Consider the following 14,943-nt stretch of genomic DNA (forward strand, 5'->3'; position numbering starts at 1 on the left):
GTTCCTTCCTCTTTCTGGTCGATCGTTAATCGGCTTCCGCGGGAGCCATGAAGGCGGCTTCCAGCAGTTGCTGCGTATAAGGGTGTTGCGGGGCGGTGAAGATCTCCTCAGCCTGGCCCTGTTCGACCACCTTGCCATGCCTGATCACCATCAACTGGTGGCTCAGGGCCTTCACCACCGCGAGATCGTGGCTGATGAAGAGGTAGGTCAGGTTGTACTTGGCCTGCAAGCGACGCAGGAGTTCCACCACCTGGCGCTGAACGGTCCGGTCGAGCGCCGATGTGGGCTCGTCGAGCAGGATCAGTGCCGGCTTCAACACCAGTGCGCGGGCAATGGCGATACGCTGCCGTTGCCCGCCGGAAAATTCGTGAGGGTAGCGATGCCGGGTTTCCGGATCCAGGCCTACCTCCACCAGTGCCGCAATGATCGCCTGTTCCTGCTCCTCGCGGTTGCCGATGCCATGGATATCCAGGCCTTCGCCGACGATCTGGCCCACCGACATGCGCGGGCTGAGACTGCCGTACGGGTCCTGGAACACCACCTGCATCTGCCGGCGTAGCGGCCTTACGCCGCTCTGCGTCAGCCCCTCCAGGTCGTTGCCGTCGAAGTGGATGGCGCCGCGACTTTCGATCAGACGCAGGATGGCCAGGCCGAGGGTGGACTTGCCGGAGCCGCTTTCGCCGACGATCCCCAGGGTCTGACCCCGGGGCAGGCTGAAATCGACTCCGTCCACTGCCTTGACGTGATCCACCGTGCGCCGGAACACCCCTTTCTTGATCGGGAACCAGACGCGCAGGTCATCCACCTTCAGCAGCACCGGCCCCGGCGGGTTGTCCGCAGGGTTGCCACGTGGCTCGGCGCCGAGCAGTTCCCGGGTATAGGGATGCTGCGGCGCCTGGAACAGGTTTTCACACAACGCCTGTTCGACGATGCGACCGCGCTGCATGACACATACCCGATGCGCAATTCTTCGCACCAGGTTGAGATCGTGGGTGATCAGCAGCAGCGCCATGCCCAGGCGTTCCTGCAATTCGCGCAGCAATTCGAGGATTTTCAGCTGCACGGTGACGTCGAGCGCGGTGGTCGGTTCGTCGGCGATCAGCAGTTCCGGCTCGCAGGCCAGCGCCATGGCGATCATCACCCGCTGCCGCTGGCCACCGGAAAGCTCGTGCGGGTAGGCCTTGAGCCGGCTTTCCGGGTTGGGGATGCCGACCAGTCCGAGCAGCTCCAGGATCCGCGCCCGCGCCTGCTGGCCGTTCATGCCCTTGTGCAGGGCCAGCACCTCGCCGATCTGCTTCTCGATGGTGTGCAGCGGGTTGAGCGAGGTCATCGGCTCCTGGAACACCATGGCGATGCGGTTGCCACGGATGCGCCGCAGCTTGCCTTCGGATTGGCGCAGCAGGTCGTACTTGCCGTAGTGGACGGTGCCGCTGGGATGGCGCGCGGTGGGGTAGGGCAGCAGGCGCAGGATGGAATGCGCGGTCACCGACTTGCCCGAGCCGCTCTCGCCGACGATGGCCAGGGTCTCGCCCTTGCGGACGTCGAAGCTGACGCCATCGACCGCGCGCACCACTTCCGTGCCGGAGAGGAATTCCACCGACAGGTCGCGGACCTCGATCAGGTTTTCGCTGTTCTGCACGCTCATCTCATTTCCTCGGATCGAAGGCATCGCGGGCGGCTTCGCCGATGAACACCAGCAGGCTGAGCATCACCGCGAGGACCACGAAGGCGCTGATGCCCAGCCACGGCGCCTGCAGGTTCGACTTGCCCTGGGCCACCAGTTCGCCCAGCGAAGGCGAGCCGGCGGGCAGGCCGAAGCCGAGGAAGTCCAGCGAGGTGAGGGTGCCGATGGCGCCGGTGAGGATGAACGGCATGAAGGTCAGGGTGGAGATCATCGCGTTGGGCAGGATGTGGCGGAACATGATCATCCCGTTGCGCATGCCCAGCGCCCGCGCGGCGCGCACGTATTCGAGGTTGCGCCCGCGGAGGAACTCGGCGCGCACCACGTCGACCAGCGCCATCCAGGAGAACAGCAGCATCAGCCCGAGCAGCCACCAGAAGTTCGGCTGCACGAAGCTGGCGAGGATGATCAGCAGGTAGAGCACCGGCAGGCCCGACCAGATTTCCAGGAAGCGCTGGCCGAGCAGGTCGACCCAGCCGCCGTAGAAGCCCTGCAGCGCGCCGACCAGCACGCCGATCAGCGAGCTGAGGATGGTCAGGGTCAGGGCGAACAGCACCGAGATGCGGAAGCCGTAGATCACCCGCGCCAGCACGTCGCGGGCCTGGTCGTCGGTGCCCAGCCAGTTCTCCGTGCTGGGCGGCGCCGGGGCGGGCACGCGCAGGTCGTAGTTGATGGTCTCGTAGCTGTAGGCGATCGGCGGCCACAGCACCCAGCCGTCCTTCTCCGCGATCAGCTGGCGGATGTAGGGGCTCTTGTAGTTGGCCTCCATGGGGAACTCGCCGCCGAAGGCGGTTTCCGGATAGCGCTTGAACACCGGGAAGTACCACTGGCCCTCGTAGCGCACGGCCAGCGGCTTGTCGTTGGCGATCAGCTCGGCGCCGAGGCTGAGGCCGAACAGCACGAGGAACAGCCAGAGCGACCACCAGCCGCGTTTGTTGCTCTTGAAGCGCGCCCAGCGGCGCTGGTTGATGGGAGACAGGCGCATCGGTCACTCCCGGGTTTCGAAGTCGATGCGCGGATCGACCAGGGTGTAGAGGATGTCGCTGACCAGCTTCATGATCAGGCCGAACAACGTGAAGATGAACAGCGTGCCGAACACCACCGGATAGTCGCGGTTCAGCGCCGCCTCGAAGCTGAGCAGGCCGAGGCCGTCGAGGGAGAAGATCACCTCGATCAGCAGCGAGCCGGTGAAGAAGATGCCCAGCAGCGCCGACGGCAGGCCGGCGATGATGATCAGCATGGCGTTGCGGAACACGTGGCCGTAGAGCACGCGGCGTTCGGTCAGGCCCTTGGCGCGGGCGGTGACCACGTACTGCTTGCCGATCTCGTCGAGGAAGCTGTTCTTGGTCAGCAGGGTGAGGGTGGCGAAGTTGCCGATCACCAGCGCGGTGATCGGCAGCGCCAGGTGCCAGAAGTAGTCGCGGATCTTGCCGCCGAGGCTCAGTTCGTCGAAGTTGTTGGAGGTCAGCCCGCGCAACGGGAACCAGTCCCAGTAGCTGCCGCCGGCGAACAGCACTACCAGCAGGATGGCGAAGAGGAACGCCGGGATGGCGTAGCCGACGATGATCGCCGAGCTGGTCCAGATGTCGAAGTGGCTGCCGTGCCGCACCGCCTTGGCGATGCCCAGCGGAATCGACACCAGGTACATGATCAGCGTGCTCCACAGGCCGATGGAGATCGACACCGGCAGCTTCTCGACGATCAGGTCGGTGACCCTGGCGTCGCGGAAGAAGCTCTGGCCGAAGTCCAGGTGCACGTAGTTCTTCAGCATGATCCAGAAGCGCTCGGGCGCCGGCTTGTCGAAGCCGTACATGCGCTCGATTTCCTTCACCAGCTCCGGATCGAGGCCCTGGGCGCCGCGATAGTGCGAGCCGGCCGAGGCGACTTCGCCGCCGCCGCCGGAAATGCGCCCGGTGGCGCCGCCGCTGGCCGCGTCGAAACCCTCCAGCTTGGCGATCATCTGCTCGACGGGGCCGCCCGGCGCGGCCTGGATGATGATGAAGTTGACCAGCAGGATGCCGAACAGGGTGGGAATGATCAGCAGCAGGCGCCGCAGTATGTAGGCCAGCATCAGGGCGACTCCTGCTCGCCGGCGGCGGCCGGCGCCGGCTTGGCGACCGGTTCGGCGGTCTCGCGCGCCTGCCACCAGGCCATCGGCGCGTAGCTGAAGGGCGGCAGTTTCTCCGGGCGGGCGATGCGGTTCCAGTAGGCCAGGCGCCAGCTGTCCAGGTACCAGTTGGGCACCACGTAGTGACCCCAGAGCAGCGCGCGGTCGAGGGCGCGGGCGTGGCGCACCAGGCTTTCCCGCGAGTCGGCGCCGATCAGGCCTTCGACCAGGGCGTCGATGCCGGGATCGCGCAGGCCGATGAAGTTGCGGCTGCCGGGCTTGTCGGCGCTGCTGGAATGCCAGAATTCGCGCTGTTCGTTGCCCGGCGAGCTGGATTGCGGCCAGCTGCTGACGATCATGTCGAAATCCCGCGAGCGCAGGCGGTTGATGTACTGAGACACGTCGACCCGGCGGATCTGCATGTCGATGCCGAGTTCCGCCAGGTTGCGCTTGAACGGCAGCAGCACGCGCTCGAAGTCGGCCTGGGCGAGGAGGAATTCGAAGGCCAGCGGCTTGCCGTCGGGGCCGACCATCCTGTCGTCGACGATCTTGTAGCCGGCGTCCAGCAGCAACTGGTAGGCCTTGCGCTTCTGCTCGCGGATGATGCCGCTGCCGTCGCTGACCGGCGGCCGGTAGACGGTGGTGAAGACCTCGGGCGGCAGCTTGTCGCGCAGCGGTTCGAGGATCTTCAGTTCCTCGGCGTCCGGCAGCTCGTGGGCGGCCATCTCCGAGTTCTCGAAGTAGCTGGCGTCGCGCTTGTAGGCGCCGAAGAACAGCTGCTTGTTGGTCCACTCGAAGTCGAACAGCTGGACGATCGCCTCGCGCACGCGCACGTCCTGGAACACCGGGCGGCGGATGTTGAAGGCGTAGCCCTGCATGCCCCAGGGATTCTCGTTGTGCAGCTCCTCGCGGACGATGCGGCCGTCGCGCACGGCGGGGGAGTCGTAGGCGGTCGCCCAGTTCTTCGCGATGCGTTCCTCGATGAAGTCGAACTGGCCGGCCTTGAACGCCTCCAGCGCCACGGTGAGGTCGCGGTAGGAGTCGATCACCACGGCATCGAAGTTGTTGAAGCCGCGGTTCACCGCCAGGTCGTCGCCCCAGTAGTCCTTGACCCGCTCGTAGCGGATCGAGCGACCGGCGTCGACCTTGGCGATGCGGTAGGGACCGCTGCCCAGCGGCGGCTCCATGTTGGTCTTGCCGAAATCGCGGCTGGCCCACCAGTGCTTGGGCAGGATCGCCAGCTGGCCGAGGATCAGCGGCAGCTCGCGGTTGCCGGCGTGCCTGAAGTCGAAGCGCACGCGCAGCCTGTCCTCGGCGACCACCTTGTCGACGTCCGCGTAGTAGTTGCGGTACATCGGGTCGCCCTGGCTCATCAGGGTTTCGAAGGTGAACACCACGTCCTCGGCGGTCACCGGCGTGCCGTCGTGGAAGCGCGCCTGCGGCCGGAGGTAGAAGCGCACGAACCTGTGCTGCGGGTCCTTTTCGATCTTCTCCGCCAGCAGGCCGTATTCGGTGAACGGCTCGTCCAGCGAGTGGAAGGTCAGGGTGTCGTAGATCAGGTTGATCTGCGGCGCCGCGTTGCCCTTGGGAATGAAGGGGTTGAGGCTGTCGAAGCCGCCGAAGTCGGACAGCCGCAGGGTTCCGCCCTTCGGCGCGTCGGCGTTGACGTAATCGAAGTGCTTGAAGCCGGCCGGATATTTCGGGGCTTCGTCGTACAGGGTCAGGGCATGCTGCGGCGCAGCCTGCGCAGCAGCGGACAGGCCGAGCAGCAGCCCGAGGAGCAGGGCCGCGCGGCGGGGGCGGATCATAACGGTTTCTCCTGGGCGGTTTGCCACCAGGCGCGCAGGCCCAGCGTGTAGGGCGGCGTGGTGACGAAGGCGAACCGGTTGCGATAGGCCAGACGGTGCTTGTTGATGTACCAGTTGGGGATGCAGTAGTACTGCCACAGCAGGGTGCGGTCCAGGGCGCGGGTGGCGGCGACCTGGTCGTCGCGGGTGCGGGCGGCGAGCAGCTTTTCCAGCATGGCGTCGACCACCGGATTGGCGACGCCGGCGTAGTTCCTGCTGCCCTTGAGGTTGACCTGGCTGGAATGGAAGTACTGCCATTGTTCGAGGCCGGGGCTCAGGGTCTGCTGCAGCGTCATCAGAATCATGTCGTAGTCGAACTGGTCCAGCCGTTGTTTGTACTGGGCGCGGTCCACCGTGCGCAAGCGCGCGTCGATGCCGATGTTGGCGAGATTCTCCCGGTAGGGCTGCAGGATCCGTTCGAGGCTGGGGTTGACCAGCAGGATCTCGAAGCGCAGCTGCTGCCCCTTGGCGTTCAGCAGGTGGTCGCCGGACAGCTTCCAGCCGGCCTCGCCGAGCAGGATCAGCGCCCGGCGCAGGGTTTCCCGCGGGATACCGCGCCCGGCAGTGGACGGCAGCTCGAACGGGCGGGTGAAGACCTGCGGCGGCAGCTGCCGGCGGTAGGGCGACAGCAATTCCCGCTCGCGTCCAGCCGGCAGGCCGCTGGCGCTGAACTCGCTGTTGGGGAAATAGCTGTTGGTGCGCAGGTAGGCGTCGTTGAACAGGGCGCGGTTGCTCCATTCGAAGTCGAACATCAGGCCCAGCGCCTCGCGCAGCCTGCTGTCCTTGAACAGCGCACGGCGGGTGTTCATGAACAGCGCCTGGGTCTGGGTGGGGATGCGATGGGGGATTTCCGCACGGACGATCTCGCCGCGGCGCATGGCGGGAAAATCGTAGCCATTGCGCCAGTTCTTCGCCTGGTGCTCGATGTACATGTCGAACTCGCCGGCCTTGAAGGCTTCGAAGGCGATCCCGGCGTCGCGGTAGAACTCCACCTCGACCCGGTCGAAATTGTATTTGCCGCGGTTGACCGGCAGCTTCTCGCCCCACCAGTCCTTCACCCGCTCGAACACCAGCTGGCGCCCCGGGACCACCCGGGTGATGCGGTACGGGCCGCTGCCCAGCGGCGGATCGAAGGTGGTCGCGGCGAAGTCGCGGTTCTTCCAGTAGTGCTGCGGCAGCACCGGCATCTCGCCCAGGCGCAGGATCAGCAGCGGATTGCCGCGGCGCTTGAAGACGAAGCGGATGCGCCGGGGCGAGAGGATGTCCACCCGCTGCACTTCCTGCAGGCTGGTGCGATAGAGCGGATGGCCATGCCTGAGCAGGGTGCGGTAGGAGAATTCCACGTCCCGGCTGGTGATCGGCCGGCCGTCATGGAAGCGCGCCTGCGGACGCAGGTTGAACACCACCCAGCTGCGGTCGTCGGCGTACTCCACGCTGCCGGCGATCAGGCCGTAGCTGGCCGCCGGCTCGTCTCCGGACGGGTCGTAGAAGCCGGTGCCCACCATCAGCGGCTCGTTCAGCTCGTTGATGCCGTACTGCAGGAAGTCCGCGGTGGAGATCGGGCTGGTGCCCTTCAGGGTGTAGGGATTGAGCGTGTCGAACGAGCCCAGCCCCATCAGGCGCAGGGTGCCGCCCTTGGGGGCGTCGGGATTGACCCAGGCGAAGTGGGTGAAGTTCGCCGGGTACTTGAGCGCGCCGAACTGCGCGTAGCCGTGGCTTTCGGTGATATCGGCGAAGCCGGGGAGGCTCAGCATCAGGCCGAGGAGCAGGAATGGCAGGCGACGCATCAGGCGTTGGTCCGGACCTAGGCTTGGTGGCAGGCGAATGCCGCACAGTAACAGCTTGTCGCGCCTGTAAAAAGCCGGAAGCGCCATGGGCGACGGATATCGCCCGTGGCATTTCCATGGTCTGTCAGCGGCTGGCGGTGTCGAGGTAGAGGGTCAGGGTCTGGCCCGGTTTCAGGGCGCGGCTGCTGCGGGGATTCCAGCGCTTGAGATGCTTCATCTCGACATTGAAGCGCTTGGCGATCAGGTACATGGAGTCGCCCCGCTTGACCTTGTAGTAGGTCGCGTTTTCCCGCGCGGACTTGCCGGCGGAGGCGAGCTGCTGGCCGCCGCCCAGCTTGAGCACCTGGCCGGCCTTGACCGTGCTGCCCTTCAGGCCGTTCAGGCGCTTGAGGTCGTCGACGCCGACGCCGGTGTTGCGGGCGATCTGCCAGAGACTCTCGCCGCTCCTGACCTTGTAGGTGGTGCGTTTGGCCGCCGGACGCTGCTCGACCTGGGCCAGTTGTCGCGGGCTTTGCGGCTCGATCAGCGGACGGCCGGGCTGGCCGGGGATCACCAGGGACTGGCCCTGGCGTACACGGTTGCCGCTCAGGCGATTGGCGGATTTCAGCTCGGCGACGCTGAGGTGATAGCGCTTGGCGATGCTGTGCAGGCTGTCGCCGCGGCGCACGCGGTAATTCTGGTAGGTCGCCACTTCCCGCGGCTTGAGCGTGGCGAGGCTGGCCTTGACGGTTTCCGCCTTGTCCAGCGGCACCAGCAGCTGCTGCGGGCCGTCCATGGTGATGCGGCGCTTGAAGGCTGGGTTGAGCAGGTACAGCTCGTCCTCGTCGAGATCGGCGATGGCAGCGACGCGGGACAGGTCCAGGCCGGGCTTGACCCGCACCGAGGCGAAATAGGGCTCGTTGGCGATCGGGCTGAGGCGGATGCCGTAGGCTTCCGGTTCCATGACCAGCTGCGACAGGGCCAGCAGCTTGGGCACGTAGTCCTGGGTTTCCTGCGGCAGCCGCAGGTTCCAGTAGTCGGTCGGCAGGCCGAGCCGCTCGTTGCGCTCGATGGCCCGGCTGACGGTGCCTTCACCGGCGTTGTAGGCGGCGAGGGCGAGCAGCCAGTCGCCGTTGAACATGTCGTGCAGGCGGCTCAGGTAGGTGAGCGCGGCATTGGTCGAGGCCTTGATGTCGCGGCGGCCGTCGTACCAGCTGGTCTGGCGCAGGTTGAAATGGGTGCCGGTGGTGGGGATGAACTGCCACAGGCCGACCGCCTGGGCGTGGGAAATGGCCAGCGGGTTGTAGGCGCTCTCGATCGCCGGCAGCAGCGCCAGCTCCAGCGGCATGTCGCGTTCTTCCAGGCTCTCGACCACGAAGTGCAGGTACGGGCTGCCGCGCTCGCTGGCCCTTTCGATGAACGACGGGTTGCTCATGTACCACAGGCGCTGGCGTTCGATGCGCGGATTGGTGTCGATCTCGTCCTGCAGCTGGAAGCCGCTGCGCATGCGGTCCCAGATGTCGTTGTGGGATTCGCTCCAGGCCGGGTTGAACTGCACGTCGACGGCGCGCGCGGCGGGAGTGGACTGCGGCTGCTGGCTGACGTGACTGCTGGTCTGGCAGCCGGCGAGGGCTCCCGCGCAGAGCAGGAGCGCGACCTTGATGGCACGAGCCAATGCGTCTAGATCGAGGGCTTTGCAGGTCTTTGGCGGCATTGGCTGAGGGTCTGTTCCGAGGCGAAAATTTCGGGGATTCTAAAAACCGCCTCGGAGGTGGTCAAGATTTCGCCAGTACCTAGAAGCTGTCCTTCCACTGGCGGATACGTGCGAATACTTCCTCCGGAGTGCGGATTTCCTGGCCGGCCCGTTCGTCGGCGATTTTCTTAACGGATGTTTCCGACACGCGAAGGAAGGGATTCGTCGCCCGTTCGAGGCCGATGGTGGAAGGCAGGCTGATGCGACCTTCCTCGCGCCAGCGGCTGACTTCGTCGAAGCGCGCCTGTACCTCCGGATTGCCCGGTTCCACCGCGCGGGCGAAGCGCAGGTTGCTCAGGGTGTACTCGTGGGCGCAATAGACGCGGGTCGCGCCGGGCAGCGCCGCCAGACGGCTGAGGGACGTATGCATCTGCGCCGGCGTGCCCTCGAACAGACGGCCGCAGCCGGCGGCGAACAGCGTGTCGCCGCAGAACAGCAGCGGCTGTACCGGGTCGGCGTGGTAGTAGGCGATATGCCCGAGGGTATGCCCGGGGACGTGGATCACCTCGAAGCCGAGGCCGAGCACTTCGACCCGCTCGCCGTCCTCCAGCGCCAGGTCGCGGCCCGGGATGTTCTCCCCGGCGGGGCCGAGCACCCGGGCGCCGGTCTGCGCCTTCAGGCGCGCCACGCCGCCGACGTGGTCGGCGTGGTGGTGGGTGACGACTATGTCGCAGAGCTGCCAGCCCGGATGCGCGTCGAGCCAGTCTTCCACCGGCCTGGCGTCGCCTGGGTCGACCACGGCGCAGCGGCGGCTGGTCATATCCTGCAACAGCCAGATGTAGTTGTCCGAAAAGGCGGGCAGGGCGTCTATCTGTATCATGGTCGAGAGTCGCTAACGGGAATCGATTGGCGCATATTAGTGCGGATATGCCGTCCTGTGTCGGTCCATGCGGGCCGCATGACAACCTGTCAGGGGGTGGTGATGATCGAACAGCAAGCCTTTGCCCACGCCGATGCCGACTGGCTGCGGCTGATCGGACAGGCCCGCGACTGGTTCGCCGGGCCGATCGGCGGAATGATGCTCGCCGAGGAGCAGCGCCTGCTCGCCGATGAGCTGGAACGCTACTTCGGCGGTTACCTGGTGCACTACGGCCCCCACGCCGAGCTGCCTTCGTCCACCGGCAACATCCAGCGCGGCGTGCGCCTGGGGCCGCCGCTGCCGGGCGTGGAAATCGCCTGCGACGAATGCGCCTGGCCGCTGGGCGAGCACGCCGCCGACGTGGTGCTGCTGCAGCACGGCCTGGATTTCTGCCTTTCCCCGCACCGCCTGCTGCGCGAGGCCGCGCGCAGCGTGCGCCCGGGCGGCCACATGCTGGTGATCGGGGTGAACCCCTGGAGCGCCTGGGGCATGCGTCACTACTTCGCCCGCGACGCCCTGCGCCGCGCCCGCTGCATATCGCCGGCGCGGGTCTGCGACTGGCTCAACCTGCTCGGTTTCGCCCTGGAGAAACGCCGCTTCGGGTGCTATCGTCCGCCGCTCGCGTCGGCAGCCTGGCAATCGCGCCTGGCACGGCTGGAAGGCTGGGGGGATGTCACCCAGGGTTCCGGCGCCGGCTTCTATCTATTGGTGGCGCGCAAACTGGTGGTGGGCCTGCGTCCGCTGCGCCAGAGCAAGCGCGAGCCGCGCGGCCAGCTGGTGCCGCTGCCGGTGGCTAAGGTCAGCCGCCGGGATTCCGAGCTGTAATTTCAGGGCGATATGAGCGAAGAGAAAGTCGAGATCTATACCGATGGCGCCTGCAAGGGCAATCCCGGCCCCGGCGGCTGGGGCGCCGTGCTGTTCTACAAGGGCGCCGAGCGCGAGCTGTGGGGCGGCGAGCCGGAAACCACCAACAACCGCATGGAGCTGATGGCCGCGATCATGGCCCTGGCCGCGCTCAAGCGGCGCTGCGACGTGCGTATCGTCACCGACTCGCAGTACGTCATGCAGGGCATCACCGAGTGGATGGCCAACTGGAAGAAGCGCGGCTGGAAGACCGCCGCCAAGCAGCCGGTGAAGAACGCCGACCTGTGGCAGGCGCTGGACGAGCAGGTCAACCGCCACCAGGTGGAATGGCGGTGGGTGCGCGGGCATACCGGGCATCCAGGCAACGAGCGCGCCGACATGCTGGCGAACCGCGGCGTGAGCGAACTGCAGCGCTGAGCCGCTAGACGAAATCCTGGCCGCCGAAGCCGCGCGGCAGCCGCTGCCGGCCCGGCAGTCGGGCCAGGTGATTTTCCCAGGCCGCGCGCCAGTCGCGGCTTTCCGTCGCTTCCCTGCGAGCCTTGCGCGCCGCGCGCCGGGCCGCGTTGCGCGCGTTCCTGCGGGCTTCCTTGAATGCTTCGGTATTGCGGCAGTTGCGGCACTTCACCCGGTTCAACTCGCGGGTGGAGACGAGATTGTCGCCGTGGCGTCCGCAGGCGAGATGCCCGCCGATCCTGAAGTGGGTCACCATGGGTACACCTCCTGGGGTGTTTCCGTGAGTCCTTGTTGTCTGGGACTTCCCGCCCTTGTCCGCGGTTCGCTTTATCTGCCCTGCGGCAGCAGTCGCCGGGTGGAACGAGGCGCCGGGCAATCTGGTGTAAACTTCCCGGCTTTCATCCGTCCTTGCCCGTGGAGATCAGCTTCCCGTGTCCAGTCCCGTTTCCGGCAACCGCCTGGTAGTCCTCGATACCGAAACCACGGGCATGCCCGTCACCGATGGTCACCGGATCATCGAGATCGGCTGCGTCGAGCTGGAAGGGCGGCGTCTCACCGGCCGGCATTTCCACGTCTACCTGCAGCCGGACCGGGAAGTGGACGAAGGCGCCATTGCGGTGCATGGCATCACCAACGAGTACCTCAAGGACAAGCCGCGCTTCCGCGAGGTGGCCGACGAGTTCTTCGAGTTCATCGCCGGCGCCCAGCTGATCATCCATAACGCGGCGTTCGACGTCGGTTTCATCAACAACGAGTTCGCCCTGCTCGGCCAGCAGGAGCGCGCCGAGGTCAGCGACTATTGCAGCGTGCTCGACACCCTGCTGATGGCCCGCGAACGCCATCCGGGCCAGCGCAACAACCTCGACGCCCTGTGCAAGCGCTATGGCGTCGACAACTCCGGCCGCGACCTGCACGGCGCACTGCTCGATGCCGAGATCCTCGCCGACGTCTACCTGGCGATGACCGGCGGCCAGACCAGCCTGTCGCTGGCCGGCAATGGCGCCGAAGGCGACGGCAGCGGCCGGCCGCAGGCCAGCCCGATCCGCCGCCTGCCGGCGGACCGCCCGCTTACCCGGGTGATCCGTGCCAGCGAAGACGAACTGGCTGCCCACCTGGCGCGCCTGGCGGTGATCGAGAAATCCGCCGGCGGCCCGGCGCTGTGGGCGCAGATGGAAGCGGCGACGGAGTGAGTCATGGTTCCCACGCTCCTGCGTGGGAACCATAAGGACGCATGCCTCCTGATGCGACCTTTTATTACAGCCTCTGGCACCCCGGGTTCCGCCTCGCTGGGCGAGCCTTTACCCTGAAGACTTCGACGGGAGCATTCCGTCAGTTTCCGGGGCTGATAATGTACAAAGACCTGAAGTTCCCCATCCTCATCGTCCATCGCGACATCAAGGCCGACACCGTAGCCGGCGACCGCGTCCGCGGCATCGCCCGGGAGCTGGAGCTGGACGGCTTCAGCATCCTATCCACCGCCAGTTCCACCGAAGGCCGCATCGTCGCCTCCACCCACCACGGGCTGGCCTGCATCCTGGTCGCCGCCGAGGGGGCGGGGGAGAACCAGCGCCTGCTGCAGGACGTGGTCGAGCTGATCCGCGTAGCGCGGGTGCGCGCGCCGCAGCTGCCGATCTTCGCCCTCGGCGAGCAGATGACCATCGAGAACGCGCCCGCCGAGTCCATGGGCGACCTGCACCAGTTGCGCGGCATCCTCTACCTGTTCGAGGACACCGTGCCGTTCCTCGCCCGCCAGGTGTCGCGGGCCGCGCGCAGCTATCTGGAAGGCCTGCTGCCGCCGTTCTTCCGCGCGCTGGTCGAGCACACCGCGCAATCCCACTATTCCTGGCACACGCCGGGGCACGGCGGCGGCGTCGCCTATCGCAAGAGCCCGGTGGGGCAGGCGTTCCACCAGTTCTTCGGCGAGAACACCCTGCGCTCGGACCTCTCGGTATCGGTCCCCGAACTGGGCTCGCTGCTCGACCACACCGGTCCGCTGGCCGAGGCGGAAGCCCGCGCCGCGCGCAATTTCGGCGCCGACCACACCTTCTTCGTGATCAACGGCACCTCGACGGCGAACAAGATCGTCTGGCACTCGACGGTCTGCCGCGACGACCTGGTGCTGGTCGACCGCAACTGCCACAAGTCGGTGCTGCACTCGATCATCATGACCGGCGCGATCCCGCTCTACCTGTGTCCGGAGCGCAACGAGCTGGGCATCATCGGGCCGATTCCGCTGTCCGAATTCAGCCGCGAGTCGATCGCCGCGAAGATCGCCGCCAGCCCGCTGGCGCAGGGCCGCGAGCCGAAGGTCAGGCTGGCCGTGGTGACCAATTCCACCTACGACGGCCTCTGCTACAACGCCGAGATGATCAAGCAGGCGCTGGGCGACAGCGTCGAGGTGCTGCACTTCGACGAGGCCTGGTTCGCCTACGCCGCCTTCCACGATTTCTACGCCGGCCGCTACGGCATGGCCACCAGCCGCAGCGACGCCGGCCCGCTGGTGTTCGCCACCCATTCCACGCACAAGATGCTCGCCGCCTTCAGCCAGGCGTCGATGATCCACGTGCAGGAGGGCGGCGCCCGGCCCTTCGAGCGGGCGCGCTTCAACGAAGCCTTCATGATGCACATCTCCACCTCGCCGCAGTACGGCATCATCGCCTCGCTGGACGTGGCCTCGGCGATGATGGAAGGGCCGGCCGGTAGCTCGCTGATCCAGGAAACCTTCGACGAGGCCCTGAGCTTCCGCCGCGCGCTGGCCAACGTGCGGCAGAACCTGGTCGCCGGGGACTGGTGGTTCTGCGTCTGGCAGCCGCCGGCGGCCGAGGGCACCGACGAGGTGCGCACCCGCGACTGGGCGCTGGAGCCGAACGCCGACTGGCACGGCTTCGGCGATGCGGCGGAGGACTACGTGCTGCTCGACCCGATCAAGGTCACCCTGGTGACGCCGGGGCTCACCGCCGACGGCAAGCTGGACGAGAAGGGCATCCCGGCGGCAGTGGTCAGCCGCTTCCTCTGGGAGCGCGGGCTGGTGGTGGAGAAGACCGGCCTGTACTCCTTCCTGGTGCTGTTCTCCATGGGCGTGACCAAGGGCAAGTGGAGCACGCTGGTCACCGAGTTGCTGGAGTTCAAGCGTTCCTACGACAGCAACGCGCCGCTCACCGACGCCCTGCCCAGCCTGGTCCAGGCCGGCGGCGCGCGCTACGCCGGGATGGGCCTGCGCGACCTGTGCGACGAGCTGCATGCCTGCTACCGCCAGCACGGCACCGCCAAGGCGATCAAGCGCATGTACACCGTGCTGCCGGAAGTGGCGATGCGTCCGGCCGATGCCTATTCCCAGCTGGTGCGCGGCGAAGTGGAGCCGGTGCCCATCGACAGGCTGGAAGGGCGCATCGCCGCGGTGATGCTGGTGCCCTATCCGCCGGGCATCCCGCTGATCATGCCGGGCGAGCGCTTCACCGAGGCGACCCGCTCGATCCTCGACTACCTGGTGTTCGCCCAGACCTTCGCGCGCAGCTTCCCCGGCTTCGATTCCGACGTGCACGGCCTGCAGGCGGAAGACGGCGATGGCGGGCCCTGCTATACCGTTGAGTGCATCAGGGAATAGTCACGCCAC

The 14,943-nt window shown here is 66.7% G+C and carries 12 protein-coding genes; 4 read left to right on the plus strand and 8 right to left on the minus strand.

Translation table 11 applies throughout. From position 1 onward, the window contains the following. Positions 1 to 25: 25 nt before the first annotated feature. The 7 genes from BLR75_RS01210 to gloB all read right to left on the minus strand — a co-directional run bounded on the left by BLR75_RS01210 (position 26) and on the right by gloB (position 9,974). Positions 26 to 1,645, minus strand: coding sequence for an ABC transporter ATP-binding protein (locus tag BLR75_RS01210; protein WP_084310404.1), 1,620 nt, complete (start codon positions 1,643 to 1,645; stop codon positions 26 to 28). 1 nt (position 1,646) lies between these two features. Beyond that, positions 1,647 to 2,666: an ABC transporter permease gene (locus BLR75_RS01215; RefSeq protein WP_084310403.1), complete on the minus strand. Its 1,020-nt coding sequence runs from the start codon at positions 2,664 to 2,666 to the stop codon at positions 1,647 to 1,649. Between the two features lie 3 nt (positions 2,667 to 2,669). Next, entirely contained in the window at positions 2,670 to 3,752 is a 1,083-nt protein-coding gene (locus BLR75_RS01220; RefSeq protein WP_084310402.1) for a microcin C ABC transporter permease YejB, read from the minus strand. Continuing rightward, the gene (locus BLR75_RS01225; RefSeq protein WP_084310401.1) at positions 3,752 to 5,596 is read right to left on the minus strand and encodes an extracellular solute-binding protein; all 1,845 of its coding nucleotides are present in this window, start codon (positions 5,594 to 5,596) and stop codon (positions 3,752 to 3,754) included. Before BLR75_RS01225 ends, BLR75_RS01220 begins: the two co-directional genes overlap by 1 nt. Continuing rightward, entirely contained in the window at positions 5,593 to 7,422 is a 1,830-nt protein-coding gene (locus BLR75_RS01230) for an extracellular solute-binding protein (protein ID WP_084310400.1), read from the minus strand. The genes BLR75_RS01225 and BLR75_RS01230 overlap by 4 nt, the downstream gene beginning before the upstream one ends. Before the next feature lie 124 nt (positions 7,423 to 7,546). Continuing rightward, positions 7,547 to 9,115, minus strand: coding sequence for a lytic transglycosylase (locus BLR75_RS01235; RefSeq protein ID WP_084310399.1), 1,569 nt, complete (start codon positions 9,113 to 9,115; stop codon positions 7,547 to 7,549). Between the two features lie 79 nt (positions 9,116 to 9,194). After that, complete coding sequence (gloB, locus tag BLR75_RS01240) at positions 9,195 to 9,974, minus strand: hydroxyacylglutathione hydrolase (protein ID WP_084310398.1); 780 nt, start codon at positions 9,972 to 9,974, stop codon at positions 9,195 to 9,197. 102 nt (positions 9,975 to 10,076) lie between these two features. On the opposite strand from gloB, the gene BLR75_RS01245 reads away from it, so the two are divergent. Then, a complete protein-coding gene (locus tag BLR75_RS01245) occupies positions 10,077 to 10,838 on the plus strand; it encodes a class I SAM-dependent methyltransferase (protein ID WP_090415972.1) in 762 nt (253 codons plus the stop codon). A 12-nt stretch (positions 10,839 to 10,850) separates the two neighbouring features. Next, complete coding sequence (gene rnhA, locus BLR75_RS01250; RefSeq protein WP_084310397.1) at positions 10,851 to 11,294, plus strand: ribonuclease HI; 444 nt, start codon at positions 10,851 to 10,853, stop codon at positions 11,292 to 11,294. A gap of 4 nt (positions 11,295 to 11,298) precedes the next feature. Here rnhA and BLR75_RS01255 read toward each other — a convergent pair whose 3' ends face one another. Continuing rightward, positions 11,299 to 11,586, minus strand: coding sequence for a hypothetical protein (locus tag BLR75_RS01255; RefSeq protein ID WP_084310396.1), 288 nt, complete (start codon positions 11,584 to 11,586; stop codon positions 11,299 to 11,301). 175 nt (positions 11,587 to 11,761) lie between these two features. Between BLR75_RS01255 and dnaQ the strand changes: the two genes are divergently transcribed. Both dnaQ and BLR75_RS01265 read left to right on the plus strand, forming a co-directional pair. Further along, positions 11,762 to 12,520, plus strand: coding sequence for a DNA polymerase III subunit epsilon (dnaQ, locus tag BLR75_RS01260; protein WP_084310395.1), 759 nt, complete (start codon positions 11,762 to 11,764; stop codon positions 12,518 to 12,520). A gap of 158 nt (positions 12,521 to 12,678) precedes the next feature. Next, positions 12,679 to 14,934 (plus strand): Orn/Lys/Arg family decarboxylase, encoded by a 2,256-nt coding sequence (locus tag BLR75_RS01265; protein ID WP_084310394.1) that lies wholly within the window; start codon positions 12,679 to 12,681, stop codon positions 14,932 to 14,934. The last annotated feature ends 9 nt before the right edge of the window (positions 14,935 to 14,943 follow it).

The organism is Pseudomonas jinjuensis (genome assembly GCF_900103845.1).
GTDB lineage: Bacteria > Pseudomonadota > Gammaproteobacteria > Pseudomonadales > Pseudomonadaceae > Pseudomonas > Pseudomonas jinjuensis.

Excerpts from the sequence above, each read along its gene's own strand:
- BLR75_RS01215 (WP_084310403.1), bottom strand. The coding sequence starts at position 2,666 with ATGCGCCTGTCTCCCATCAACCAGCGCCGCTGGGCGCGCTTCAAGAGC.
- BLR75_RS01255 (WP_084310396.1), bottom strand. The coding sequence starts at position 11,586 with ATGGTGACCCACTTCAGGATCGGCGGGCATCTCGCCTGCGGACGCCAC.
- BLR75_RS01265 (WP_084310394.1), top strand. The coding sequence starts at position 12,679 with ATGTACAAAGACCTGAAGTTCCCCATCCTCATCGTCCATCGCGACATC.
- BLR75_RS01210 (WP_084310404.1), bottom strand. The coding sequence starts at position 1,645 with ATGAGCGTGCAGAACAGCGAAAACCTGATCGAGGTCCGCGACCTGTCG.
- gloB (WP_084310398.1), bottom strand. The coding sequence starts at position 9,974 with ATGATACAGATAGACGCCCTGCCCGCCTTTTCGGACAACTACATCTGG.
- BLR75_RS01220 (WP_084310402.1), bottom strand. The coding sequence starts at position 3,752 with ATGCTGGCCTACATACTGCGGCGCCTGCTGCTGATCATTCCCACCCTG.
- BLR75_RS01245 (WP_090415972.1), top strand. The coding sequence starts at position 10,077 with ATGATCGAACAGCAAGCCTTTGCCCACGCCGATGCCGACTGGCTGCGG.
- BLR75_RS01225 (WP_084310401.1), bottom strand. The coding sequence starts at position 5,596 with ATGATCCGCCCCCGCCGCGCGGCCCTGCTCCTCGGGCTGCTGCTCGGC.
- BLR75_RS01235 (WP_084310399.1), bottom strand. The coding sequence starts at position 9,115 with ATGCCGCCAAAGACCTGCAAAGCCCTCGATCTAGACGCATTGGCTCGT.
- rnhA (WP_084310397.1), top strand. The coding sequence starts at position 10,851 with ATGAGCGAAGAGAAAGTCGAGATCTATACCGATGGCGCCTGCAAGGGC.
- BLR75_RS01230 (WP_084310400.1), bottom strand. The coding sequence starts at position 7,422 with ATGCGTCGCCTGCCATTCCTGCTCCTCGGCCTGATGCTGAGCCTCCCC.